Source organism: Jeongeupia naejangsanensis (assembly GCF_016865585.1).
GTDB classification, from domain to species: domain Bacteria; phylum Pseudomonadota; class Gammaproteobacteria; order Burkholderiales; family Chitinibacteraceae; genus Jeongeupia; species Jeongeupia naejangsanensis.
Genome location: NZ_JAESND010000001.1, coordinates 425,562 through 450,226 on the forward strand (window position 1 = coordinate 425,562; position 24,665 = coordinate 450,226).

20 protein-coding genes are annotated in these 24,665 nt (G+C 67.2%); 13 read left to right on the forward strand and 7 right to left on the reverse strand.

Features of this window, described 5'->3' with window-relative positions; genetic code table 11:
• The first annotated feature begins 21 nt into the window (after positions 1-21).
• Genes JMJ54_RS02015 through JMJ54_RS02045 form a run of 7 tightly spaced genes read left to right on the forward strand, consistent with a single transcriptional unit; the run spans position 22 to position 6,376 of the window.
• The gene (locus JMJ54_RS02015; RefSeq protein WP_203536277.1) at positions 22-1,752 is read left to right on the forward strand and encodes a fumarate reductase/succinate dehydrogenase flavoprotein subunit; all 1,731 of its coding nucleotides are present in this window, start codon (positions 22-24) and stop codon (positions 1,750-1,752) included.
• Complete coding sequence (locus JMJ54_RS02020) at positions 1,749-1,997, forward strand: 4Fe-4S dicluster domain-containing protein (protein ID WP_203536278.1); 249 nt, start codon at positions 1,749-1,751, stop codon at positions 1,995-1,997. The genes JMJ54_RS02015 and JMJ54_RS02020 overlap by 4 nt, the downstream gene beginning before the upstream one ends.
• A 42-nt stretch (positions 1,998-2,039) precedes the next feature.
• Positions 2,040-3,452 carry an ABC transporter substrate-binding protein gene (locus JMJ54_RS02025; RefSeq protein ID WP_203536279.1) on the forward strand — a complete coding sequence of 471 codons (1,413 nt, stop codon included), beginning with the start codon at positions 2,040-2,042 and terminating at the stop codon, positions 3,450-3,452.
• A gap of 9 nt (positions 3,453-3,461) precedes the next feature.
• Positions 3,462-4,247, forward strand: coding sequence for an ABC transporter permease (locus JMJ54_RS02030; protein WP_203536280.1), 786 nt, complete (start codon positions 3,462-3,464; stop codon positions 4,245-4,247).
• Entirely contained in the window at positions 4,244-5,101 is an 858-nt protein-coding gene (locus JMJ54_RS02035; protein WP_203536281.1) for an ABC transporter ATP-binding protein, read from the forward strand. Before JMJ54_RS02030 ends, JMJ54_RS02035 begins: the two co-directional genes overlap by 4 nt.
• Before the next feature lie 10 nt (positions 5,102-5,111).
• Positions 5,112-6,074, forward strand: a complete 963-nt coding sequence (locus JMJ54_RS02040; protein ID WP_203536282.1) for a HEAT repeat domain-containing protein — start codon at positions 5,112-5,114, stop codon at positions 6,072-6,074.
• Complete coding sequence (locus tag JMJ54_RS02045; RefSeq protein ID WP_203536283.1) at positions 6,071-6,376, forward strand: gamma-butyrobetaine hydroxylase-like domain-containing protein; 306 nt, start codon at positions 6,071-6,073, stop codon at positions 6,374-6,376. The genes JMJ54_RS02040 and JMJ54_RS02045 overlap by 4 nt, the downstream gene beginning before the upstream one ends.
• Positions 6,377-6,425: 49 nt before the next feature.
• On the opposite strand, the gene recD is transcribed toward JMJ54_RS02045, so the two are convergent.
• Genes recD through recC form a run of 3 tightly spaced genes read right to left on the reverse strand, consistent with a single transcriptional unit; the run spans position 6,426 to position 15,663 of the window.
• Positions 6,426-8,441 carry an exodeoxyribonuclease V subunit alpha gene (gene recD, locus JMJ54_RS02050; RefSeq protein WP_203536284.1) on the reverse strand — a complete coding sequence of 672 codons (2,016 nt, stop codon included), beginning with the start codon at positions 8,439-8,441 and terminating at the stop codon, positions 6,426-6,428.
• Complete coding sequence (recB, locus tag JMJ54_RS02055) at positions 8,438-12,100, reverse strand: exodeoxyribonuclease V subunit beta (RefSeq protein ID WP_203536285.1); 3,663 nt, start codon at positions 12,098-12,100, stop codon at positions 8,438-8,440. The genes recD and recB overlap by 4 nt, the downstream gene beginning before the upstream one ends.
• Entirely contained in the window at positions 12,097-15,663 is a 3,567-nt protein-coding gene (gene recC / locus JMJ54_RS02060; protein WP_203536286.1) for an exodeoxyribonuclease V subunit gamma, read from the reverse strand. The genes recB and recC overlap by 4 nt, the downstream gene beginning before the upstream one ends.
• Before the next feature lie 184 nt (positions 15,664-15,847).
• Between recC and JMJ54_RS02065 the strand changes: the two genes are divergently transcribed.
• The 3 genes from JMJ54_RS02065 (at position 15,848) to JMJ54_RS02075 (ending at position 18,579) form a co-directional block, all read left to right on the forward strand.
• Entirely contained in the window at positions 15,848-17,161 is a 1,314-nt protein-coding gene (locus JMJ54_RS02065; RefSeq protein ID WP_203536287.1) for a ferredoxin reductase family protein, read from the forward strand.
• 156 nt (positions 17,162-17,317) lie between these two features.
• Positions 17,318-17,770: a universal stress protein gene (locus tag JMJ54_RS02070; protein WP_203536288.1), complete on the forward strand. Its 453-nt coding sequence runs from the start codon at positions 17,318-17,320 to the stop codon at positions 17,768-17,770.
• Positions 17,771-17,919: 149 nt separating this feature from the next.
• Entirely contained in the window at positions 17,920-18,579 is a 660-nt protein-coding gene (locus tag JMJ54_RS02075) for an SGNH/GDSL hydrolase family protein (RefSeq protein WP_203536289.1), read from the forward strand.
• Between the two features lie 3 nt (positions 18,580-18,582).
• Here the strand turns inward: JMJ54_RS02075 and JMJ54_RS02080 are convergent, their stop codons facing one another.
• Positions 18,583-19,470, reverse strand: coding sequence for a LysR family transcriptional regulator (locus JMJ54_RS02080; protein ID WP_203536290.1), 888 nt, complete (start codon positions 19,468-19,470; stop codon positions 18,583-18,585).
• 121 nt (positions 19,471-19,591) lie between these two features.
• On the opposite strand from JMJ54_RS02080, the gene JMJ54_RS02085 reads away from it, so the two are divergent.
• Positions 19,592-20,791: an MFS transporter gene (locus JMJ54_RS02085; protein WP_203536291.1), complete on the forward strand. Its 1,200-nt coding sequence runs from the start codon at positions 19,592-19,594 to the stop codon at positions 20,789-20,791.
• A 39-nt stretch (positions 20,792-20,830) separates the two neighbouring features.
• Positions 20,831-21,634: a 2,5-didehydrogluconate reductase DkgB gene (gene dkgB / locus JMJ54_RS02090; RefSeq protein ID WP_203536292.1), complete on the forward strand. Its 804-nt coding sequence runs from the start codon at positions 20,831-20,833 to the stop codon at positions 21,632-21,634.
• Between the two features lie 104 nt (positions 21,635-21,738).
• Here the strand turns inward: dkgB and JMJ54_RS02095 are convergent, their stop codons facing one another.
• Together JMJ54_RS02095 and JMJ54_RS02100 are read right to left on the reverse strand one after the other, a co-directional pair.
• Positions 21,739-22,188: a nuclear transport factor 2 family protein gene (locus tag JMJ54_RS02095; protein WP_203536293.1), complete on the reverse strand. Its 450-nt coding sequence runs from the start codon at positions 22,186-22,188 to the stop codon at positions 21,739-21,741.
• The gene (locus tag JMJ54_RS02100; protein WP_203536294.1) at positions 22,185-22,598 is read right to left on the reverse strand and encodes a nuclear transport factor 2 family protein; all 414 of its coding nucleotides are present in this window, start codon (positions 22,596-22,598) and stop codon (positions 22,185-22,187) included. Before JMJ54_RS02100 ends, JMJ54_RS02095 begins: the two co-directional genes overlap by 4 nt.
• Before the next feature lie 217 nt (positions 22,599-22,815).
• On the opposite strand from JMJ54_RS02100, the gene JMJ54_RS02105 reads away from it, so the two are divergent.
• Entirely contained in the window at positions 22,816-23,787 is a 972-nt protein-coding gene (locus JMJ54_RS02105) for a LysR family transcriptional regulator (protein WP_203536295.1), read from the forward strand.
• Positions 23,788-23,800: 13 nt separating this feature from the next.
• Here the strand turns inward: JMJ54_RS02105 and JMJ54_RS02110 are convergent, their stop codons facing one another.
• Entirely contained in the window at positions 23,801-24,631 is an 831-nt protein-coding gene (locus JMJ54_RS02110; RefSeq protein ID WP_203536296.1) for an aminoglycoside phosphotransferase family protein, read from the reverse strand.
• Positions 24,632-24,665: the final 34 nt, after the last annotated feature.

Below are 24,665 nucleotides of genomic sequence, written 5' to 3' on the forward strand. Positions count from 1 at the left end.
CTTACTCACGAGACCACATCAATGAATACAATCGAACGCGAGGTCGACGTCCTCGTCATCGGCGGCGGCACCGCCGGGCCGATGGCCGCGGTCAAGGCCAAGCAGGCCGATCCGAGCCTCAAGGTACTGTTGCTGGAGAAAGCCCACGTCAAGCGCAGCGGCGCGATCTCGATGGGCATGGACGGCCTGAACAACGCCGTCGTCCCCGGCTTTGCCACGCCCGAGCAGTATGTGCGCGAGATCACCGCCGCCAACGACGGCATCGTCAACCAGAAGACCATCCTCGCCTACGCAGAGAACAGCTACGCGATGATCGAGGAGCTGGACCGCTGGGGCGTGAAGTTCGAAAAGGACGAGACCGGCGACTACGCGATGCGCAAGGTCCACCACATGGGCACCTACGTACTGCCGATGCCCGAAGGCCACGACATCAAGAAGGTGCTGTACCGGCAGCTGAAGAAAACCCGGGTCGAGATCACCAACCGCCTCGTCGCCACGCGGCTGATCGTCGGCGACGACGGCCGCATCGCCGGCACCTTCGCCTTCGACTGCCGCACCGGCGACTTCCACGTGGTGCGCGCCAAATCGGTGGTACTGGCGTGCGGTGCGGCCGGGCGGCTGGGCCTGCCGGCATCTGGTTATCTGTTCGGCACCTACGAGAACCCGACCAACGCCGGTGACGGCTATAGCATGGCCTACCACGCTGGCGCCGAGCTGTCGGGGATCGAGTGCTTCCAGATCAACCCGCTGATCAAGGACTACAACGGCCCGGCCTGCGCCTATGTCACCGGCCCGTTCGGCGGCTACACCACCAACAGCCGGGGCGAGCGCTTCATCGAGTGCGACTACTGGTCCGGCCAGATGATGGAGGAGTTCCACAACGAACTTTCCGGCGGCAACGGCCCGGTGTTCCTCAAGCTCGACCACCTGGCCGAGGAAACGATCAGCCAGATCGAGACCATCCTGCACACCAACGAGCGCCCGAGCCGCGGCCGCTTCCACGCCGGGCGCGGCACCGATTACCGCGAGCGCATGGTCGAGATGCACATTTCCGAAATCGGCCTGTGCAGCGGCCATTCGGCATCCGGCGTGTGGGTCGACGAGCACGCGGCGACGACGGTGCCGGGGCTGTTTTCGGCCGGCGACATGGCGTGCGTGCCGCACAACTACATGCTCGGCGCCTTCGTTTATGGCCGATTCGCCGGCGAATCGGCAGCGCGCCATGCGCAGGAACACGGTCACGCCCGCGTAGCCGCCAGCCAGATCGACGCCGAGCGCCAGCGGGTGTGGGCGCCGCTGCTACGCGAATCCGGCCTGCCGCCGGCGCAGGTCGAATACAAGCTGCGCCGCATGGTGAACGACTACCTGCAGCCGCCCAAGGTCACCCGCAAGATGCTGCTGGGGCTGGAGCGCTTCGAGGCGATCCGCGACGACCTCGAACTGCTGCACGCACGCAATCCGCACGAGCTGATGCGGACGATGGAAGTCCACGCGATCCGCGACTGCGCCGAGATGGCCGCCCGCGCCTCGCTCTACCGCACAGAGAGCCGCTGGGGCCTGTATCACGCCCGCGTCGATTACCCCGAGCGCAACGACGCCGACTGGCGCGTGCACGTCCAGCTGCACAAGAACGCCGCCGGCGAGATGGCGTGCTTCAAGCGCGCGCTCGAACCCTATGTAATCGCCATGGATCACGACGAACAGGCGGCTTACCAGCAGCTGCGCATCCACAAGGAGGCCGTACCGGCATGAGTTTCCCGATCTTTTCCATCACCGAGCAGCGCACCAGCGTGCCGGTCCGCATCGACGACGACCTGTGCATTGCCGACAAGGGCTGCACCGTCTGCGTTGACGTCTGCCCGCTCGACGTTCTGGCCATCGACCTCAGCAAGGGCAAGGCCTATATGGCGTTCGACGAGTGCTGGTACTGCATGCCGTGCGAGAAGGATTGCCCGACCGGCGCAGTCCACGTCGACATCCCGTATTTGCTGCGCTAGCAGCCACCGATTCGCCACACACATAAAACCACTGGAGAAATCATGAAACTGACCCACCGCCTCGGCGCACTGGCGCTTGCGCTGTTCACCGCCGGCCTCGCCCACGCCGAGATCATCCGCATCGCCATCGGCACGCAGGACACCACGATCAACTGCGCCACCGGCGGCGTACTGATCCGCGAACTGAAGCTGCTGGAGAAATACCTGCCGCGCGACGGCAAGTACAAGGACGCGCAGTACGACATCCAGTGGAAGAACTTCACCTCGGGCGCACCGCTGACCAACGAGATGGTCGCCGACAAGCTCGACATCGGCTCGATGGCCGACTTCCCCGGCTCGCTCAACGGCGCCGCCTTCGACAAGGCCGGCAAGAAGAGCCTGTTCATCACCGTGCTGTCGGGCAGCACGCAGGGCAGCGGCAACGGCATCGTCGTACCGAAGGATTCGGCCATCCAGTCGATCACCGAGCTGCGCGGCAAGACCATCTCGGTGCCGTTCGCCTCCACCGCCCACGGCATGCTGCTGCGCGCGCTGAAGGCCAACGGCATCGACCCGGAAAAGGACGTCACCATCACCACGCAGGCGCCGGAAGTCGCCGGCCCGGCGCTGCAGGCGAACAAGATCGACGCCCACGCCGACTTCGTGCCGTTCGCCGAGCTGTTCCCGTACCGCGGCTTCGCCCGCAAGATCTTCGACGGCTCGCAGGCCAACGCGCCGACCTTCCACGGCTCGCTGGTCAACGCCGATTACGCGAAGAAATACCCGGAGATCGTCACCGCCTTCCTGCGTGCCGCGATCGAGGCCGACCGGCTGTATGCCGCCGAACCGGAGAAATACAGCGACCTGATCGAGAAGACCACCGGTATCGAGGCCGAGGTCGCCTATCTGTTCCACGGTCCGCTCGGTCTGCAGACGCGCGATTTCAGCTGGAAACCCGAGTACCGTCAGGCGGTGAAGACGTCGATCGAAACGCTGCGCTTCCTGAAGCGCACCGACGCCGATCTCGACGTCGCGACCTTCGTCGACGACCGCTACATCCGCGCCGCGTTCAAGCAGGCCGGTCTCGACTACGACGCGCAGCTGAAGCACTACGACAAGCTGCCGCTGAAGGCCAAGGACGCGCTGACCGGCAAGCCGATCACCGACTTCCGCCGTCTCGGTCAGGTATGGATCGAGGGCGAACCCAAGGTGCGCCACTACGCCACGCTGGAATCGGCCGTCGCCGACGCCAAGCGCATCGAAGCCGGCGGCAAGCGCATCCGCGTGATCTACGCGCAGGACTACGGCAGCGGCATCAAGCTGCTGGCGCGGCAGGCGTGGTTCGCGCAGGACGGCAAGGGCCAGCTCGCCGCCTTCCTGCTCAAGGATTCGGCCGCAGCGTGGGCCAAGGCCAATCGCGCCAAGGTCGTCGACTACGCTGGCATCCAGCCCGCTGCCAAACTGGCCAGCAACTGAGGCCGGACGATGAGCCTGCGCCTTCCCAACCCGGCGGCCTGGGTACTGCCGGGTATATCGCTCCTTGCCAGCGTGCTGCTCTGGCATGTGCTTGCCACCAGCAAGCTGCATCTGGGTCTGGTCACCTTCGCCAACGCACCGTCGCCGCGCGAGGTGTGGGATGCGGGTCTGGACCTGCTGCAGTCGCCGAAGCTGCTGTTCCACCTCGGCCACAGCCTCTGGCGCGTGTTCGCCGGCTTTGCCGCCGCGGCGGTGGCCGGCATCGCGCTCGGTCTGGCCATCGGCCGCTTCGGCTGGGCGCGCGGCACACTGCTGCCGCCGCTGGAGGTGCTGCGGCCGATTCCGGCGGTCGCGTGGATTCCGCTGTCGGTGTTGCTGTTTCCGTCATCGGAGGTGTCGATGATCTTCATCACCTTCGTCGGCGCGCTGTTCCCGATCCTGCTCGCCACCATCCACGGCGTCGAAGGCATCGACGCGCGCCTCGTCGCGTCGGCACGCAGTCTGGGCGCGCGCCGCTGGCGCGTGTTCACCGAGGTGATCCTGCCCGGCGCCGCACCGGCCATTGTCACCGGTCTCGCCATCGGCATGGGCACCTGCTGGTTCTGCCTCGTTACCGCCGAGATGATCTCGGGGCAGTTCGGCATCGGCTACTACACCTGGGAGAGCTACACCTTGCAGAACTACGCCAACATCGTCGTCGGCATGCTGCTGATCGGCGTACTGGGCATGGGCAGCAGCGCGCTGATCCGCACGTTCGGCCGGCTGGCCATGCCGTGGCGGGGAGCATCGCGATGAACGCCCCGCTCCCGCCCACCACCGCAGCCGGCCGCATCGCGCTCGACCAGGTGTCGATCCGCGTCGGTCAGGGTACGGATGCCTTCACCGCCGTCGACCGTGTCGACCTCGACATCGCGCCGGGCGAGTTCGTCTGCCTGCTCGGCCCCTCCGGTTGCGGCAAGTCGACGCTGCTCGGCGCGCTGGCCGGGCACCTGACGCCCAGCGCCGGCACCCTGCACATCGACGATGGCGCCGTCACCGGCCCGTCGTCCGAACGCGGTCTGGTGTTCCAGCACCACACGCTGTTTCCGTGGCGCCGGGTGATCGACAACGTTGCCTTCGGCCTGAAGATGCGCGGAATCAAGCGGGCCGAACGCCACGTCACCGCGCGCGAGCTGCTGGCGCTGGTCGGACTGGCCGGCTTCGAGCAGCGCTATCCGTCGCAACTGTCGGGCGGCATGCAGCAGCGCGTCGAGATCGCCCGGGTGCTGATCGGCCAGCCGCGCGTGCTGCTGATGGACGAACCGTTCGGCGCGCTCGATGCGCTGACGCGGCTGAAAATGCAGCAACTGCTGCTCGACGTGTGGACGCGATTCCGCACCACGGTGGTCTTCGTCACCCACGACATCGACGAGGCGCTGTTCCTCGCGGACCGCATCCTCGTGATGAGCCCGCGCCCGGGCCGCATCGTCGAGGACCTGCGACTGCCGTTCGCACGGCCGCGCGGTGCGGACCTGTCGACCAGCGCCGATTTTGTCGCACTCAAACGCCATTGCCTTGCGCTGCTGCACCACGACGCACCGGTACCACCGCTGCCCCGGCTGACGCCGCTGGGCGCACCGGATATCCGAACGCTGCAATTTGCCATCTGACCGGAACACCATGACCGATACCTATTCTTCCCTGTCGGGCGACCTCGCCGCACTGGCGCCGCGCCTCGCCGCCGCCGATGCCACCATCCGCCGCGTGGCGCTGATCGAACTCGCCGACGATGGCGACCCCGAGCATGTGCCCCTGCTCGTCGCAGCGCTCGCCGATGCCGACGCCGGTGTGCGCAGCGAAGCGGCACGCCTGCTGGCCGGCTGGGACGATGCGAACGTTGCCGCAGCGCTGGCTGCGCGGCTGCTCGACCATGATGTCGATGTACGCACCGCCGCCGCGCAGACGCTGTCCGAACTGAAATCACAGGAAGCCGGTGTGCCGCTGCTGCCGTGGGCAGGGCATGAGGATGCCTTTGCCCGCAGCGCAGCGCTGCGCGCCCTGCGCGAACTGCGCCTGCCGGCCGCGCGCGATCCGGCGCTGGCCGCACTGACGCATGCCGATGCCGGTGTGCGCCGCGAGGCGGTCGGTGTGCTCGGCTGGCTGAAGGCGATCGATGCGCTGCCTGCCCTCGCCGGTCTGGCGCGGCACGATACCGATGCCGAAGTCCGTCGCGTCGCCACCGGTGCACTCGGTTTTGCCGCGGACGCCAGCGTCGCACCGGCCCTGCTCGCCGCACTGGGCGACGACCACTGGCCGGTGCGCGAGGAGGCCGCCACCACGCTGGGCAAACTGCGTCTCGCTACGGCCACCGGGGCACTGATCGCAACACTGGAACAGGACATCTGGCAGGTGCGGATCAAGGCGGCGCGTGCGCTGGGCCTGATCGGCGACGCGGCGGCACTGCCGGCGCTGATCGCCAGCCTGGCGCATCAGGCCGGCAACCTGCGCAAGGAAGCAGCGATCACGCTCGGCGAAATCGGCGACGCGGGTGCGCGGGCGGCACTCGACGTCGCCACCGCCGATCCCGACCCCGAAGTACGCAAGGCGGCAAGGCTGGCACTCGGCCGTCTGGAGGCTGCATGACGCCCGGCGAAGTACTCCTCTCCCCGAAAGCCCTGACACTGCAATGGCAGGACAGCGGAACGGTGCTCGACGCCGGCGTACTGCGCGCCAACTGCCGCTGCGCCGATTGCCGCGCTGCCGCCCTGCGCGGCCGGCCTGCAGCCCTTGTTGCCGGCATCGAACTGACCGGTCTGGTGCCGCTCGGCCACTATGCCGTGCAACTGCAGTTCAGCGACGGCCACGAGCGCGGCATCTACCCGTGGCCTTACCTGCGCCAGCTTGCCGGTCTGCAGGACGTTACCAGCGTTCAATCCCCGCCATGACTTCGCGCGTGCCGGCCACCGCAAAGCCGCGCGCGAACGACCAGCACCCTCAGTCGGCCAGCAGCCCGCTGGCGCGCTGCACCCGGCGCAGGATGGCCGGCTTCAGCACCTGCCAGTCCGGCCCGGCGCTCGCCAGCGTGAACCAGAGCCGGGCGCGGGTGATGCCGGTGTAGACCAGCTCGCGCGTCAGCACCGGATTGAGCCGGTCGGGCAGCAGCAAGGCCGCATGGCTGAACTCCGACCCCTGCGATTTGTGTACCGTCATCGCGAACACAGTTTCCACTGCCTGCAGCCGGCTTGGCAGCACCCACTTGATCCGGCCGTCACCCGCCGGGAAGGCCACACGCAGCTTCGTGCCGTCCTCGCCGGCGGCAGACAGGGTCATGCCGATGTCGCCGTTCATCAGGCCAAGGCCGTAATCGTTGCGCGTCACCAGCACCGGCCGACCGGCATACCAGCCCTGATGCGCCGGCAACAGGCCCTCGGCGTGCAACAGCTCGGCGATGCGCTGGTTCAAGCCCTCCACGCCCCACGGTCCGCGCCGCAAGGCACATAGCAACTGGAACCGGCCATGGGCGGCCAGCACTGCCCTCGCCCAGTCGTCGAACACCGTCTGATCCGCAGTCGCCGCCGGATGCTGCGCAGCCATGACCTGCAGATAGTGGCGGTAACCCGATGGCGCCGCCTTGCTTTCGTCCGTGCTAAACCGCGCTGCGGCACCATCGATGACGAGATCGCGCAAGGCGGCATCGTCCGGCGTCAGTTCGATCCGTGCCAGATCGCCGTAACCGTGCGCCCAGACCGCTTGCACCGCGTCGGCATCGCCCGCGTTGACCGCCTCGGCCAGTTGGCCGATCCCGCTGGCAGCCGAAAAACGGTGGCTGTGCCGCAACATGACAACTGCCTGATCCAGCGCAGTGCCACCGGCGTCGATCAGCGCCGCATCGATGTGCTCGCCGCTCGCCGCGGCCAGCCAGTCACGCGTCGCCGGCCAGTAATGGCCTTCGCGCGCACGCTGGCACAGCTCGCCAAGCACCGCGCCGGCTTCGACCGACGCCAGCTGGTCCTTGTCACCGAGCAGGATCAGCCTTGCCGAGGCCGGCAAGGCCGCGAGCACGGCAGCCATCATTTCCAGATCGATCATCGATGCTTCGTCGATAACCAGCAGATCCAGCGCCAGCGGATGGGTCGCGTCGTGACGGAAGTGGCGGCTGTCCGGCTTGCTACCGAGCAGCCGGTGCAGCGTCGTTACTTCCACCGGGATCGCCGTGCGAATGGCCTCGCCGTCGGACAAGCCGTCCAGTGGCAGCTGCCGGACCGCACCGGCGATCGACTCGCCAAGCCGCGCCGCCGCCTTGCCGGTGGGCGCAGCCAGACGGATGCGCAGCGGCCGGGCGTCGTCACCCTGCAAGGCCAAACTCTGCAACAGGGCCAGCAACCGGACCACCGTTGTCGTCTTGCCGGTGCCGGGACCGCCGGTGATGATGCTGAAGCCGTTGCCGGCGGCCAGCGCGCACGCCAGCTTCTGCCAGTCGGCGCCCGCATGCTGCGCCGGCGGGAACAGCGCATCCAGCGCCTGCTTCAGCGCGGCCAACGGCAGGCCGGCCCGCTGCTCGGCGGTGCGCGTCAGCCGTTCCTCGATCGCTGCGCGCACGTCGACTTCGTACTGCCAGTAGCGGCGCAGATAGAGCCGCGCGCCGGCGAGCACCAGCGGCGACGCGCCCGATCCGTGACCGGTCAGCACCGGATGCTGCAAGGCCGCCTGCCACGCGGCCAGATCGATCCCGGCGAGCACGGCCGAAGGCAGCAGCAGCCCGGCTTCGTCATCGCCGTCCGGTGGCAGGGACAGCACGAAACTGCTGTCGGCCAGCGTTGCCTGCAGATCGAGGCAGACGTGACCACGACCCAGCTGATGACTCGCCAGCGCGGCAGCGAGCAGGAGCAGCGATGACGCGTCCGGCGCTTCGTCGGCCAGAAAGGCGGCAAAGGCGCGGTCCAGTTCGCGCAGCCAGCCACGCTCGGCCCAGCGCGCCAACAGCGCCAGCATTTCGGACTGCGGCATCATGCGCCGGTCTCCTCGGTTGTGGCGCTGAACAACTGCTCCAGCGCATCGATCAGCGCGCGGGGCGGTCGGGTAAAGTGAAGCCCCTGCGTCTCGGCCCGGTGACCGCGCAGGAACAGGTAGAGCACGCCGCCAACGTGCGCGTCATAGTCGTAATCGGGAATGCGCGACTTGAGCAGCCGGTGCAGCGCGAACACATACAGCGCGTACTGCAGGTCGTAGCGGTGCGCCAGTACCGCCTCGACCATCGCCGCCTCGGTGTAGCCGGATTCGTCGGCGCCAAGCCAGTTCGATTTGTAGTCGGCCACGTAATAGCGCCCCTCGTGCTCGAACACGAGGTCGATGAAGCCCTTGAGCATGCCGTTCAGCTGTCTGGGCAGCAGCGTCGGCCGCGAGGCACCGGCCAGCGTGTGCTGCCGCAGCAGCGCGTCGAGCTTGCGGGTATCCGCCTGATGCAGTGCAAACCAGAACTCCATTTCCAGCTGGTAACGGCCGAGCGCCGCCAGCCGCACCGGCGCGGCACCGGGCAAGGAAAACGGCGTATCGAGCAGTTGCGACAGCCAGTCCGACAACGGCGCAATCCAGCGCTGCCAGCCGCGCAGGTTGCAGCGCCGCGCGATCAGGTCCCCGGCTTCGGCGGGATGGGCAAACACGCGCCCGAAGCCGGTGTTGGCCGCCCATTCGAGCACGCCGTGCAGGAAACTCCCCGGCCCCGGGCCGCGCGGAAAGGCATGCAGGCCGCCATCAAGCGGCATGGTCGGCTGCACAACCGCCCTGTCGTGACTTTCGGCGAAAATGTCTTCGGCAGCGGTCTCGGCCGGCGCCACGGTGACGACACCTGCATCGTCGTCGAGCGCACCGGCCAGCAGCCCCGAATAACTGGTGATCCACCACGGCTCGCGCGGCGCCATCTGCAAACGCCGCTCGGGGCCGAGGCCGGCATTGGCCGAGTCGGGCCGGTAGGCCTCGTGCTGCTCCGGCGGCAAGGGCAGCACGGCGATGTCGACGCTGCTGCCACGCAGCGCATCGAGCGCCGGCTTCAGGTCCGCCGCCGACACCGCTTCACCGCCGCAAAGCAGATAACCGGGCGCGCTCTGCGCCAGCCCCTTCAACGGCGCCATACCGATCCAGGTCGCGTAGCGCGCCCGGGTCAGCGCCACATAGAGCTTGCGCAGGTCTTCGCCCAGCCGTTCGCGATCGGCGCGAGCCGCCGCGCCGGCGTCGCCACGCAGTGCCACATGCAAATTGCCGTCATCGTCGTGCCATTTGAGTGGCAAGTCGTCCATCTTGGTCGCGCGGAATGCGCAGGCAAAAGGCAGGAAGACCAGCGGGTACTCCAGCCCCTTGGACTTGTGCACGGTCACGACCTTGACCAGCGCCGCGTCGCTTTCCAGCCGCAGCTTGCGCGCATCGTTGCCGCCGCCGGCGTCCTGCCGCTGTTCGGCCAGATGCCGGATCAGCGCATGCTCGCCGTCGAGCTGCGTGCTGGCCTGTTGCAGCATCTCGGCCAGGTGCAGCAGATCGGTCAGCGCGCGTTCGTCGTCCTTGCCGAGCAAACGCAGGGGCACGTCGAAATCGTTCAGCAGCCGGCGCAGCATCGGCAAGACGCCCTGCTTGCGCCAGCATGCCCGGTAGGCGCGGAACTGCATCACCCGGTTTTCCCACGCCTGTTCGTCGTGGTTCAGCCGGTCCAGCACGTCCCAGGCGAGACCGAGCGACGCGGTGCCCAGTGCACCACGCAGCAGCCGGTCGTCGTCGGGCTCGGCGCAGGCAGCCAGCCAGCGCTGCAGCTCGGCGGCCTGCGGACTCTGGAACACCGATTCCTTGTCCGACAGGTAGACGCTGCGCACGCCGCCGCCGGCCAATGCCTTGCGCACTGCCGTGGCCTCGCGACCGGTATTGACCAGCACCGCAATGTCACCGGGCCGCAGCGGCCTGCGCGGCTCGCCCGGTGCGTCGAATCCGGCCTTGCACTGCTGCCCCAGCCGCAGCAGCGCCACGATCCGGTCGGCGCACGCGGTGGCGAAGCGCTGGACGTATTCGGTTTTGGACATCTCGTCGGCATCGTCGACATACCAGCAGTTCAAGGCCGCGACCGCCTCGTTATTGACGACAAGGCCATCGGCGCGACCATTGGCGCCCACGGCCAGAAACGGGACCGGATTGTCGTCGCCATCGCGAAACAGGAACGCCCCCGCGCCAGCCTGCCGCGTTTCGGCCCGCCCGAACACGTGATTGACCGCGCCGACCATGGCCGCCGTCGAACGGTAGTTGGTCGCCAGCGTGTAGTGCCGACCGCCGGTATCGCGCCGGGCGCGCAGATAGGTGTGGATGTCGGCGCCGCGGAATGCGTAGATCGCCTGCTTCGGATCGCCGATCAGGATCAGCGCGCGGTCGCTGCCCGGATCGGCAACGCGGTAAACGGCGTCGAAAATCCGGTACTGCAGCGGATCGGTATCCTGGAATTCGTCGATCATCGCGACCGGAAACTGCGTACGGATCAGCTCGGCCAGCCGCGCACCGTTCGGGCCGTGCAGCGCGGCATCGAGCCGGGTCAGCAGGTCGTCGAAGCCCATCTGCGCCCGCCGCGCCTGCTCCAGCGCAAAGCGCTGCGATACCCAGCGCGCAGCGTGACGCAACAGATCGGCGCGCGCGTCGGGCAACTGATCAAGCCGTTCGCGCAGGTCGACCATGGCATCGAGCGCTTGGTGAGCCGGCGGGCTGCCGTCCTTCCAGACTTCGGCCAGCCCTTCGAACGTCAGCCGGGTCCAGCCGGTCTTGAGTTCGGGGATGACCGATGCATCACCGGCCCAGTCCCGCAATGTTTTCAGCCAAGGCTCGTAATAGCGGCGCTGCAGCTTGCGGCCGTCTACCGCCTTGGCGGCCACCGCACCGTCGAGCAGCGTCTCGAGCTCGTCGGCCCATGCCGGCCACGGCGACTTGATTTCGCTCAGCAAGCGGGCGGCTTCGTCGCGTGCGCTGCCGATCGCCTGGACCGGCACCCGCCCTTCACCGAGCACCCCGGTGTACTCGAGCAGCTTGCGCAGATCGCGTTGCAGCCCGTCGGGATCGGCCCACCACTGCCGCACGATGGCCACATCGCCGGCCGCCAGCGGGAAATAGAATGTGCGCCAGTAATCGCGCACCACGTCGGCCAGCAGTTCGCTCTGGTCGGTTTCCAGTCGCTGCGTGAACAGGCTGTCGCTGTCGAAGGCGTGCTCGGAGAGCATCCGGTTACACCAGCCGTGGATCGTCGACACCGCAGCTTCGTCCATCCATTCGGCCGCCAGCTGCAATTTGCGCGCGCATGCCGGCCAGTGTTCGACCAGATACGCAGCGCGCAGGTCGTGCAGGAAATCCTGACCGGGTTCGACCGAATCGATCCGGTCCGGATCGGCCAGAAACGCCGTCGCTGCCTCGGCAAGCCGCGCACGGATCCGGTCTCGCAGCTCCTTGGTGGCCGCGTCGGTAAAGGTGACGACCAGAATTTCCGGCGGCGTCAGTGGCCGGGTGAAGGCAGCATCGTCGCCATGCCCCAGCACCAGCCGCACGTACAGTGCGGCAATGGTGAAGGTCTTGCCGGTACCGGCACTGGCCTCGATCAGCCGGCTGCCGGAAAGCGGAAAGTCGAGCGCGTTCAGGGTCGGGGGAATCCGGTTCATGCGTCTTCCTTGCGGCCTTTGCCGCCGTCCAGCGCATCGTGCAGCGGGCGCAGCAGCGCGTCAGCCAGGCTGGCGAACCCGCCGCCATCCGAGAGCGCGTCAAAGTCGGGCCAGGCCCGCGCCAGATACGGGTTTTCGGCGCGCTCGGCAAAGCGTTTGTTGTCGGGATCGTGTAGCTCGTAGCAATCCCGTGCGGCACGAATGGCATCGGGGAACGGCCCCGCGCCGGCCCGGCCGCCCTTGGCCAGCCACGCCAGCGCGGTTTTCAGTGCCAGCGGCAACGGCCGGTTCAGTCCGTCGCACCATGCGGCACGCAAGGCATTCCAGTGCGCGCGCGCCACTTCCGGATCCAGTGCCGGCAAAGTCACCGTACCGTTCTTGCCGACGATGATGCTGGTCAGCGGTGCGCCACCAAGGTGGCCGGCCAGATGCGCAACCCAGTACGGCACCAGCTTGTCACGCCGGTAGGCGCGGTCCTTGAGCAGGCTGTTGCTTTCGAGCAGCACGCGTGCCCGCTCGCCGGCGTCGTTGCCGCGCAGGCCGGACAACCAGTCGGCGACGCGCGGCTCGGCGGTGGCGTCGTCGATTTCCTCGTCCGGCAAAGCATGCGGCCAGTCGGCCAGTGCAGCGGCATGACGGGCGAACAGGTCGTCCATCGGCTCGGCAAGATCATTGCGCAAGACGGCGGCGAACTGGCCCGGCGGCAGCTCGCCACGGCGTTCGATCCGTTCAAGCTGCGCCAGCAATGCCGGCTCGCGCGCTTCGCCACGGTCGAGCGCGGCCAGCTGCGCGCGGATCAGTTCGTCCTGCAACCGCCAGTTTTCAAGTGCATCGATCGCGAACGGCTCGTGATCTTCGCTGGCCGGATCGGCGATCTCGAAGTAAACGCCGAGGCGCTGGCGAAAAAAGCTGCGGACCGGATCGCGCAAAAAATCGGCAAGCTGGCGCAGGCTCAGCGTGCCGTCCCAGGCCAAAGGCGGCAGCGGCACCTGCTCGGACGCTTCCTGCCCCCTGGCCGTCGGCTCGGGCAGGTCGAACTGCAGCGACATCTGCGCCGCCGGAGCAGGTACAGGCGTGACCTCGGCCGCACCGGCCAGCCCTTCGCGCCACTCGCGCGCATAGCTGAAGAGCCGCGGATCGGTGCCGAAATAGTCGCGATTGAACGGCTGCAGCCGGTGTTCGATCGTCAGCGCATGCAGCAGCGCGCCATCGTCGGCGGCACCGTCGAGCTGCCAGCCCGCAGCGAGATGATCGCGCAGTTGTGCAACGAGCACCGATGGCGGCCGCTCGCTGTTGTCGAAGATGCTGCGGCCCACCCAGCTGACGTGCAGCCGGTCGCGCGCCGACAGCAGCGCTTCGAGGAACAGGTAGCGGTCATCCTCGCGGCGCGAGCGGTCGCCGGGACGGTAGTCGTGGCCCATCAGGTCGAAATCCATCGGCACGCGCGTGCGCGGGTAGTCGCCATCGTTCATGCCCAGCAGGCAGACCATGCGGAACGGAATCGCCCGCATCGGCATCAGCGTGGCGAACGTCACCGCACCGGCAAAGAAAGGCTGGCTCAGGCTGCTCTGGTCGAGCTGCACCAGCCAGTATTCGCGCACCACCGACAACGGTAGCGCCTCGGTCAGCCGGGCCGCGGCGCAGGCGTCCTGCCATTGTTGCAGCAAGTCGTCGAGGCGCATCAGCGTGAAGCCGTCGTCACCGTCATCGGCGTCGAAAAAGTCGCCAAGCAGCGCGCGCAGCCGTTCGCACCAGCCGTCGGGATCGGCCGTTTCGCGCAGCGCGCGCCAGTGTGCGTCGAGGCGTTCGAGCAAACACGCCAGCGGCCCGAGCAGCGCGGCGTCGAGCCCGCCGATCTCGTCCATCGGCTCGATGCCGCCCCACGCATCGCCGCTGCCGACGGCGTAACCGAGCAGCATGCGCCGCAGGCCGAAGAACCAGCTGTTCTGCTCGAAGGCCTGTGGCAGCTCGAGGCTGCTGCGCTGTTCGGCATGCAGGCCCCAGCGCACCCGCGCCGCGGCGACCCAGCGGTGCAACAACGGCAACTGGTCTTCGGCAATGCCGAAACGTTGCCGCAATGCCGGCACTTCGAGCAGATCGAGCAGATCGCTGACGGCCAGCCTTGACTGCGGCAGGTCGAGCAGCTTTTCGACCGCGCCAAGCAGCGGGTCGTGATGGCGCTGCCCCTGGTCGGCCAGCGTGAACGGGATGAAGCGCGGGTCGTGCGGATCGAGCAGGCCGAACACAGCCTGGATGTGCGGCGCATAGGCATTGATGTCCGGCACCATGACGATGATGTCGCGCGCGAGCAAGGCCGGATCGGTGGCCAGCGCGTCGAGCAGCTGGTCGTGCAGCACCTCGACCTCGCGCTGCGGGCTGTGCGTGACGTGGAAGCGGACCGAAACATCGGTCGCAGCCACCACCGGCCAGCGCGCCTTCGTTTCGGACAGCGGCCGCAGATCGAGGATGTCGTCCTGCAACTGGTTCAGCAGCGTTGCCCCGCCGTTGCCATCGAACAGATCGATGCGCTGCTGGATGTCGACAAAGCGCGACTCGTAGTGTTCGCGCTGGTCATGCGCGTCGAGCAGGCCGATGAAATCGCGCCCCTGCTTGCCCCATGCCGCGAGCAGCGGGTGGGCATGAAGGTGCAGCAGCGTGTCGTCGAGCTGCACCGGCGCACCAGCCTTGCGCGCCTGCCGTGCCCGCTCGGCGCGCAGCAGGTCCTTGTCGGCGATGATGTCGCCCCAGAAATGCTCGCACGGGTTGTGCACGCACATCAGCACCTGGGTCCAGCGCGACAGCGCCGACAGCACTTCGAGCGACTGCTGCGGCAGCGACGAGATGCCGAATACCAGCAGCCGCTGCGGCAGGCCGTGCGGCCGCTGCGCCAGCGTTTGTGCGGTTTCGAGAAAGCGCCGGTGCACTTCGGCGCGGCTGGTGCCGACCCTGTCGTCGCCCGGATCGGCGCCCACATCGGCCAGCAGGGCCCGCCACAGCCGGGGCTGCCAGCGTACGCTGTCGGGCAGCGGCTCCCGGCCGCGCCGGCTGGTGCTGATCACGTCGTCGCCGCCGGCCCAGTCGGCCAGCCAGTCGGCCCGGTAAACCTGATACTGGTCGAACAGGTCGGCCAGCCGCTCGGCCAGCTGGTGGCGCTTGCGCAGGTCGTCGTCACCGTCGAGAAAGCGCGCCAGCGGCGCGAATACCGGCTCGGCCAGCAGCGCCGGCAGCAGCCGCATCAGACGCCAGACCAGCAGCGGCTTGTCGAACGGCGACTGCAACGGCACCGCGGCCTCGCCCAGCACCGCACGGTAGGCCTGCCACAGGAAGCGCGACGGCAACTGTGCGTCGATCGCGGCGGCAATGCCGCAACCACCGTCGGCGACGTCGCGGGCGAGCGCCAGCTTCAGCCACTGGGCGATGCCGTTGCTCTGCACCAGGATCACTTCCTGATCGAGCGGCGCCAGCGGATGGCGCGTCATCCAGCTCACCAGCACGTCGCGCAGCGCTTCCGGGCGATTGCCATGGATCACCATCAGGCCGGGGGACAGGTCACGCTCGCTCATTGCTTCATCCATTCAAACACCGGGCAGGCCACGCGCCGCATCCGGCCCGTATTGTCGCCCAAAGCCGCACACCCTGCTCGCCGGACCGATCCGCCCTGCGATCAGGCACGCCATTGTCATTGGTCAATATGATTGACCATATAACGCGTTAGTCTTGATGGTCGTCACACCGAAAGGAAACCGGATGAAATCGTCCCTGCTGCTGGTTCTGGGCGTGACCGGGATCGCCTGGATGCTCAGTATCGACCCGACCTGGTTTGCCCAGCCCCACACGGTCTGGAGCATCCGCAAGGAGGCCATCGTGCTCAGCGGCATGCTGTCGTACGCGCTGATGGCCTGGCTGATGCTGCTGGCCAATCGCCCCGCACGACTCGAACGCTGGCTGGGCGGGCTCGACAAGCTGTACTGGATGCACAAATGGGCCGGCATCTACGCCGCCGTGCTGTTTTTCCTGCACTGGATGATCAAGCTGGTGCCCAAGTGGCTGGCCGGCTGGGGCTGGATCGCTGCCAAACCGCGCGGCGGCAGCGGAAGCGCTGCCCTGCTTGGCCCCCAACTGACCGGGCTGGCCAAGGACGCCGGCGAATGGACGATCTACCTGATGCTGGCGCTGGTTGCGATTGCGCTGCTCAGGCTGATTCCCTATCACTGGTTCCGCAAGGTGCACCGGCTGTTCGCGCTGGCCTTCCTGGCCGTGACTTTCCATGCCGTCGTGCTGTTGCCGGTCGCGCAGTGGCAGACGCCGCTCGGCGTGCTGCTGCTGTTGTCCGCCACCGTCGGCAGCATCACCGCCATACGCTCGCTGGCCGGCCATATCGGCCGCAGCCGCCAGCACACCGGCTCGCTGACCGGCGTCGAGCGCCAGGATGGCGGCATCGTCGAACTGCACTGCACGCTCGACGACGCCGGCATGCCGCACCGCCCGGGCCAGTTCGCCTACCTGCGCATCGGTGACGACGGCGAGCCGCACCCGTTTTCGATCGTCTCTGCCGGCGATACGCCGCGCGAGGTCCGCTTCGCCATCAAGGACCTCGGCGACGACACCCGGCGCATGCAGATCCTGCAGCCCGGGCTGCCGGTCCGCATCGAAGGGCCGTACGGCCGTTTCGATTTCGCCGACCGCGGCAGCGGTCAGGTCTGGGTCGCCACCGGCATCGGCATCACGCCCTTCCTGTCGCGGCTCGACTGGCTGGCCCGGCACGGCGGCAGCAAACAGCCGGTCAGCCTGTTCTACTGCGGCGGCACGCCGGCCGGCAACCCGTTTTCCGCGCGGCTGGCCCGGCTGTGCCAGAAGGCCGGCGTCACATTGCACTGGGTGCTGCGCGACAGCGACGGTCCGCTGACGCTGGCGAAAATCCTCTCCGACAACCGCCACGCCAGCCAGTCGACGCTGTGGTACTGCGGTGCGCAAGCGCTCGGCGATGCGCTCGAAAAAAGCTGGCGCAACCTCGGCCTGCCGGGCTGGCGCTTTCACCGCGAGCGCTTTGCAATGCGCTGATCCGCTGCGAACGAGAGCGATTCATTGATCTGCACCAAGGTCGGCGCCGCCGTCCGGCCGTCTAATGAAGACATGGAAGGGATGGTCGTCGTGCAAGTCCGGCCGTCCCCGAGTGCAACTTCATCGATCCGGGGTACCCCGGCCAAGGAGACCGCCATGTATGACCGCATCCTCGTTCCGGTAGACGGCAGCGATACCAGCAACCACGGCCTGCGCGAAGCGCTGCGCCTGGCCAAGCGGCTCGGCGCGGAGCTGCGCCTGCTGCACGTTGTCGACCCGCAACTCGTGTACATCGACTTCGGCGGCATGGTGAACGTCAACGAATATGTCGAATCGATCCGCAACGCCGGCCGCGACGTCCTCGCCGAAGCGCTGAAGATCGCCGAAGCCGAAGGCGTGCCGACCGACGCCGAACTGCGCGAAAAGCACGGCGGCACCGTCGCCGATCTGGTGCTGGCCGAAGCGAAGAAATGGAAAGCCGGCATGATCGTCATGGGCACCCACGGCCGTCGCGGCATCCGCCATCTGGTCATGGGCAGCGACGCAATGGGTGTCGTGCGCGAAGCGACGGTGCCGGTCGTGGTGGTGCGCGACCCGGCCGCCAGCTAACGACTGCATGGGCGGGCCAACCGGCCCGCCTCGCCCGACGCTTTGCCCGGGCTGTCCCGATGCGGCCCGCAAGACGGGTTCGGCAAGACCGGCAAACGGCGCATGTCGCACGCCGCCTATGATGGGTCTTTCCGTCCGGAACCCGGCCCATGCCCCCCATCCAAGCCATCCAGTCCCGACTCGCCCGCCCCGTCACCTGGCTGTTCTACGGCGACAGCATCACCCACGGCATCGTCCACACCTTCGGCGCGCGCTCGTTCAGTGAACACTTCACCGAACGCGTCCGCTTCGAGCTGGACCGGCCGGACGACGTGGTCATCAATACCGCATTTTCCGGCTACACCACCCGCCAGCTGCTGCAGCATTTCCCTGCCCGCGTCGCCCGCTTCAAGCCCGACATCGTGCTGCTGATGGCCGCGCTGAACGACTGCAACCACGACCCGGCCGACGGCCAGCTGGTGCCGCTCGACGAGTTTCGCGCCAACCTGCTGACGATGATCGAAGCGGTCCGCGACTGGGGCGGCGAAGTCGTGCTGCAGACGTCGACGCCGGTGCTCGGCGGGCTGATGCCCGCGCGCAGTCTGCACCTGCCGGCGTACAACGACTGCGTGCGCGCGCTGGCGACCGAGACCGGTGCGACGCTGGTCGATCATGCCGGGGTCTGGGAACGCCACGACAACGGCTGGCTGCATGCCGACGTCTACCACCCGAACGCGCATGGCCATTTGTTGATTGCACGGACCCTGCTCGACGCGCTCGGCCTCGGCCTGCCGACCGCGACGACCGAGCGTTTCTTCATTCCCGGCTGAAGTTCACCAGCGCATTTCCGCACTGAGGAAATCCAGAAAGCACGCGATCCGCGATGCCAGCTGGGTGTTGCGGTAGTAGACCGCGTGGATGGGCTGGCAGACGTCGAGCGCCTCGTCGGCCAGCAGCTCGACCAGTTCGCCGCGTTGTCGCGCGGCGGTGGCCATGAAGTCCGACAGGCAGACGATGCCGACACCGGCCAGTGCCAGATGCAGCAGCGTCTCGCCGCTCGACGCCGCTACTTCCGGACGGATGTGCAGATCGTTGCCGGCGTCGTCGCGCAACGGCCAGCGGTTTAACAGGTCGATCCGACTGAAGCCGAGCAGGCTGTGCCCGGCCAGCTCGGCCACGCTGTGTGGCGTGCCGTGCGCGGCCAGATAAGCCGGGCTCGCCAGCACCCGGATTCGACTGCGACCGAGCGGTCGCGCGTGCAGGGTCGAATCACGCAAGGTGCCGATACGGATCGCCACGTCGGTGCGGTCCTCGATCAGGTCGATGAACTGGTCGTTGGTGTTGAGTTCGAGCTGGATCTGCGGGTAGCGGCGGCGGAACTCGCCCACCAGCGGCACGATCACGTGCAGCATGAACGACGACGCGGCATTGACGCGCAGCAGACCCGCCGGCTGCTGCCGCCGCTGCGCCATCTGCTCCTCGGCGGCGTCGACCGCGGCGAGGATGCCGCAGGCATGCGTCAGGAAGGCCTGGCCCTCCTCGGTCAGCTCGATCCGCCGGGTCGTCCGGTGCAGCAAGGTGGTGTCGAGCTTGGTCTCCAGCCGCGCCAGCGCCCGGCTGACACCTGATACCGTCTGGCCAAGCTGGACCGCCGCGGCGCTGATCGAGCCCGAGTCGACCACGCGGACAAAGGCCTGCAATTCGTCGAGTGTCGTCTTCATTGTTGATTACCAGTCAAATATCTTATCCACACACCCATCTTAATCTGCAAATGTAAAACCGGGACACTTCGGGCATCGCTTCACGGCATCCCCTCACAGTATCCAATTGCGGAGTAGCACCATGCCCCTTGCCCTGTTCGCGCTGACGATCAGCGCTTTCGCCATCGGCACGACGGAGTTCGTCATCGTCGGACTGATTCCCACCATCGCAGGCGACCTGCACGTCAGCCTGCCGTCGGCCGGCCTGCTGGTCAGCCTGTACGCACTCGGCGTCGCCATCGGCGCCCCCATCCTGACCGCGCTGACCGGCAAGCTGCCGCGCAAGACGCTGCTGCTGGCGCTCATGGCGCTGTTCACCGTCGGCAACCTGCTGGCGTGGCAAGCCCCCGGCTACGAATCGCTGATCGTCGCGCGCATCCTCACCGGACTGGCGCACGGCGTGTTCTTCTCGATCGGCTCGACCATCGCCACCAGTCTGGTGCCGAAGGAAAAAGCCGCCAGCGCCATCGCAATCATGTTCACCGGCCTGACCGTTGCCCTCGTCACCGGCGTGCCGCTGGGCACCTTCATCGGCCAGCATTTCGGCTGGCGCGAAACCTTCCTCGCCGTGTCGCTGCTCGGCGTGGTCGCCATTGCCGGCATCGCCACGCTGCTGCCGAACACCATCCGCAACACGCCGCCTGCACCGGTGCTGCAACAGCTGCAGGTGCTCGGCCAGCCGCGCCTGCTGATCGCCTATGCGATGACGGCGGTCGGCTACGGCGGTTCGTTCACCGCCTTCACCTTCCTCGCACCGATCCTGCAGAACGTCGCCGGCTTCAGCGGCAACGCCGTCAGTCTGGTGATGCTGGTCTACGGCGTCGCGGTCGCTTTCGGCAACCTCTGGGGCGGCAAGCTGGCCGACCGTCACGGCCCGATCGCCTCGCTCAAGCTGATCTTCCTGCTGCTGGCCGTCGTGCTGCTGGTACTGACCTTCACCGCCACCAGCAAGTGGCTGATCGTCGCCACCATCCTCGCCTGGGGCGTGGTCGCCTTCGGCAACGTGCCTGCCCTGCAGGTCTACGTCGTCAAGCAGGCCGAGCACTACACCCCGCATGCCGTCGACGTCGCCTCGGGCCTGAACATCGCCGCCTTCAACGTCGGCATCGCGATCGGCGCCTCGGTCGGCGGGCTGATCGTCCAGCACCTCGGCCTGATGCATACCCCGTGGATCGGCGCACTGATCGTCCTCGGCGCCTTCGGCCTGACCGTCCTGAGCGGCCGTCTCGACCGTCGCGCCACGCTCGTCCCGACCCTGCAGCCGGCCACCGCCGACTGCTGATCAAACCCCACACCATCGAACCCATACCGGAGAACACAGATGAACAACATGCCCAAGATCGGTCTCGGCACCTTCCGCCTTCAGGGCCAGACCGTCATCGACTCGGTCCGTACCGGTCTCGAACTCGGCTATCGCCATATCGATACCGCACAGATCTACGGCAACGAGGCCGACGTCGGCTTGGCGATGTTCGAGAGCGGCATCGCCCGCGACCAGCTCTTCGTCACCACCAAGATCTGGACCGAATCGCTCGGCCGCGACGCGCTGATTCCCAGCCTGAAGGACAGCCTCGCCAAATTGCGCATGGATCAGGTCGACCTGACGCTGATCCACTGGCCGTCACCCGCCGATGCGATTCCGGTCGCCGAATACATGACGGCACTGCTGGAAGCAAAACAACAAGGGCTGACCCGTGCAATCGGCGTGTCGAACTTCACCATCGCCCACCTGCAGCAGGCCATAGCCGCGGTCGGCGCCGACAACATCGCCACCTTGCAGATCGAAATCCATCCTTTCCTGCAGAACCGCAAGGTCGTCGAGTTCGCCCGCAGCCACGGCATCCACCTGACCGCCTACATGCCGCTCGCCTACGGCAAGGTGATGCACGACCCGGTGATTGCCGGCATCGCCGAACGCCACGGCACCAGTGCGGCGCAGGTCGCGCTGGCATGGTCGCTGCAGCTGGGCTACACGGTGATTCCGTCGTCGACCAAGCGCACCAATCTGGCCGCCAACCTCGAAGCCGGCGCACTGCGTCTGAGCGACGACGACATGGCCCAAATCGCCACGCTCGATCGCAGCGAGCGGCTCGCCAATCCGGATTTCGCCCCGCACTGGGACTGATACGCTTCGCTGTTCATTGCCAAAGAAGAGCCCCGGAACAACCCGGGGCTTTTCATTGGCGGCAACCCGCGCGACCAGGGCAACCGCGACCAGTCCCTCTTCGATTACTTGCCCGGCGGGTGCCGCTCCCACACTACATTGACGATTTTCCAGTTCGCGCCGAAACGGCCCATCTGCAGGTAGTCGACCCAGTCGGTCGCCACCACCTTGACGGCGGCCATGTCGCCGCTCACGTCCAGCACGGTCACCTCGGCACGGCGCCGCGCCGGATCGGTCGTCGCACCGATGCCCTTGCCCGTGTAAAAAATCAGCCCGTCGGCACCCATTTCGTCCAGGGCACCCTCGTTGCCGGCGGGGCCGAGCGCGCGCTTGACCAGTTGCGGATGCAGCGACTGCTTCATTCTGGCCGCATTGCCGTCATACCAGCCGTCGATGTAGTCAAGCGCCACCGCCTTGAGCGCAGCGCAGGTCTCGGGTTCGCACGGCACCGCGTTGGCCCCGAGGCTGGCCGCCCCCATGACCAGCGCCAGACCTGCTGCATTCAGCCGCTTCATTGGCGTGCTCCGTACATCACGTTGATGATTTTCCAGCTTCCCTGCACACGCCCCAGTTGCAGGTATTCGACCCACTGGCTTCCGGTCACCTTGGCGACCGCCGCATTGCCATAGACATCAAGCACGTTCACCGCCAGCAGTGGTTTTTCGCCCGCGACGGGCTTGCCGTCACCGGCGGCGGTCGCCGCAACCAGTGCACCTGCATTGATGTCGACGAGTGCCGCGTCCGGTGCCGCCGGCAAGCTGCGCCTGACCGCCTTTGGATGCAGCAATGCGGTCATTTTCTTGCCATCGCCGGCAGACCAGCTCGCCAGATAATCGTTTGCCACCTGCCGGATCGCGGCCTCGTCATCGCTCCGACCTGCCTGCACTGGCCCAGCCAGACTCAAGCCCGCCAGCGCCAGTGCCATCAGTACCGTTTTCATCGTTTCCCCTTTTGTATCGCACAGTGCATCGGACAACTGCATCGGCTCGCAAGGGCGAACCGGGTACGATGCACTCTAATAAGCCAATGGCATACGAACCATGCCACCAGCGCGATACAGGTCATGCGCGTAACGCATGACCGGAAAGCCGAGCTCCCCGCTCACGACGATCCAAGACCGAACAACGCCCCGGGACAATCGCATGCCGGCACCGGCACTCCATCAAGTCGACTTCAATCTCCTGCTGACCTTCGACCAGCTTCTGCGTCACGGCAGCGTTACGGCTGCGGCCGACGCCTGCGGCGTCACCCAATCGGCAATGAGCCGTTCGCTGGCGCGCTTGCGCACGATTTTCGACGACCCGCTCTTCGTCCGGCACGGCAACCGGATGATGCCGACCGCCCGCGCCGAGCATTTGCGCGAGCCGCTGCAATGCATTCTGGCGCAGATGTCGGCACTGATTGCGCCGGTGAGTTTCGATCCGGCACGGGCCTCGGGCACGTTCCGGCTGGCCATCACCAGCAATGTCATCTGTTCGCTGCTGCCGGATGTGCTCATCCACCTGCGTCAGCAGGCACCAGGACTGATGCTGGAAATCTCCGGCTGGAACGATGACACGCTGGACACGGTCGCCCGCGACGGTGTCGACCTGGCGTTTGGCGTCGCCCGCAGCGCACCGGCCGGGATATACCAGCGACGGGTGTTTTGCGACGATTTCCTCTGCGCGGTCCGCGATGGCCACCCGCTACTCGAACGGGGCGGCATGAACATCGAGAACTATTGCGCCTGGCCCCACACCGAGCTTTCGCTCGGCAGCGACATGCGCAGCGTCGTGGACGACGCACTGGCCGCACAGGGCCGGCAGCGCAGTCTTGGCCTTCTGACGCCGCACTTCTGGGCCTCGCTGGAGGTCGTGTCGCGCAGCACGCTGATCATGACGGCGCCGTCGCATCTGCTGCACCATTACCGGCAGGGCACTTCGTTCACGATCCTGCCGCCCCCGGATATCGGCCTGCCGGAGCTCGACTACACGCTGTTCTGGCATGCCCGACATCACCACGACCCCCGCCATGCATGGATACGCCGGACGCTGTGCGACATGCTGCGTCAGCGCGTGGATACCAAGGCCGTCAACGAGGCAGAGCGCGAAATCTTTGCGGTCGCAACACCCTGAGGGCCCGGGACATTCAGCCCGCGCGCATCGCGTCCAGCGCCAGCCCGGCCACGGCCAGTGCGATATGCGGCTCGGTGCCGTCCTCCAGATGCCATGCTGCGGACAGCCCGGACCACGCGGCAACCCACGCGAGCAGGCGCCCGCGCTCCAGAGTGGCGGCTTCGGCAATCACCGCAACCTGCCGCTTCAGGCGCCCCGGTGAGGTCGCCAGATCATGATCGGGATTGCAAAGGATGTTGGCGAAATCGAAACCGCGCTCGCCGATCAGGCCTTTCGGGTCGATGGCCAGCCAGCCGCGTTCGCCGGCATCCAGTACGTTGCCGTGATGAAGGTCGCCGTGAAGTACGGTGATGTCCTGCGGCGATGCGAGCAACTCCGCGGCAACCGCAGCGGCGTCCCGGAGCACGCCGGCTCGCGTCCCGGCAGCCCGGAGTAGTGATGAAAACCACGCCGACAACGGCAGCAGTGCCGGCCGGGCATGCGATTGCGGAGCGTGCAAGCGAGCCGCAACGTCGCCAATGATGCGGCTTGCCGCATCGTCACCGCCAAGCCGGGCCATGTCCGCCAGCGATCGCCGGCCATCCGCCTGTTCGAGCAGGATGGCGTCCCCGTCATGGGCCAGAACGCGTACGGCACCGTGCGCACGCCACCAGACCATCAACTGACCGCCCCGGCGCTCTTCCTCGATCCGCGCGACTTTCAGGATCGCGGGCTCACCATTGAAACGGACGGCCTGCAGCCAGCTGGACCCGGTACGCCACGGTGCACCCCGGGCAGTCAGCTGCCACCGGGCGAGGCAAGCCTGCACGCCGGCCAGCCCCTCGGCATCTACCACTTCAGTCATCTGTCCTCTCCCCGGCCCGCCGGCGCCCGACCGG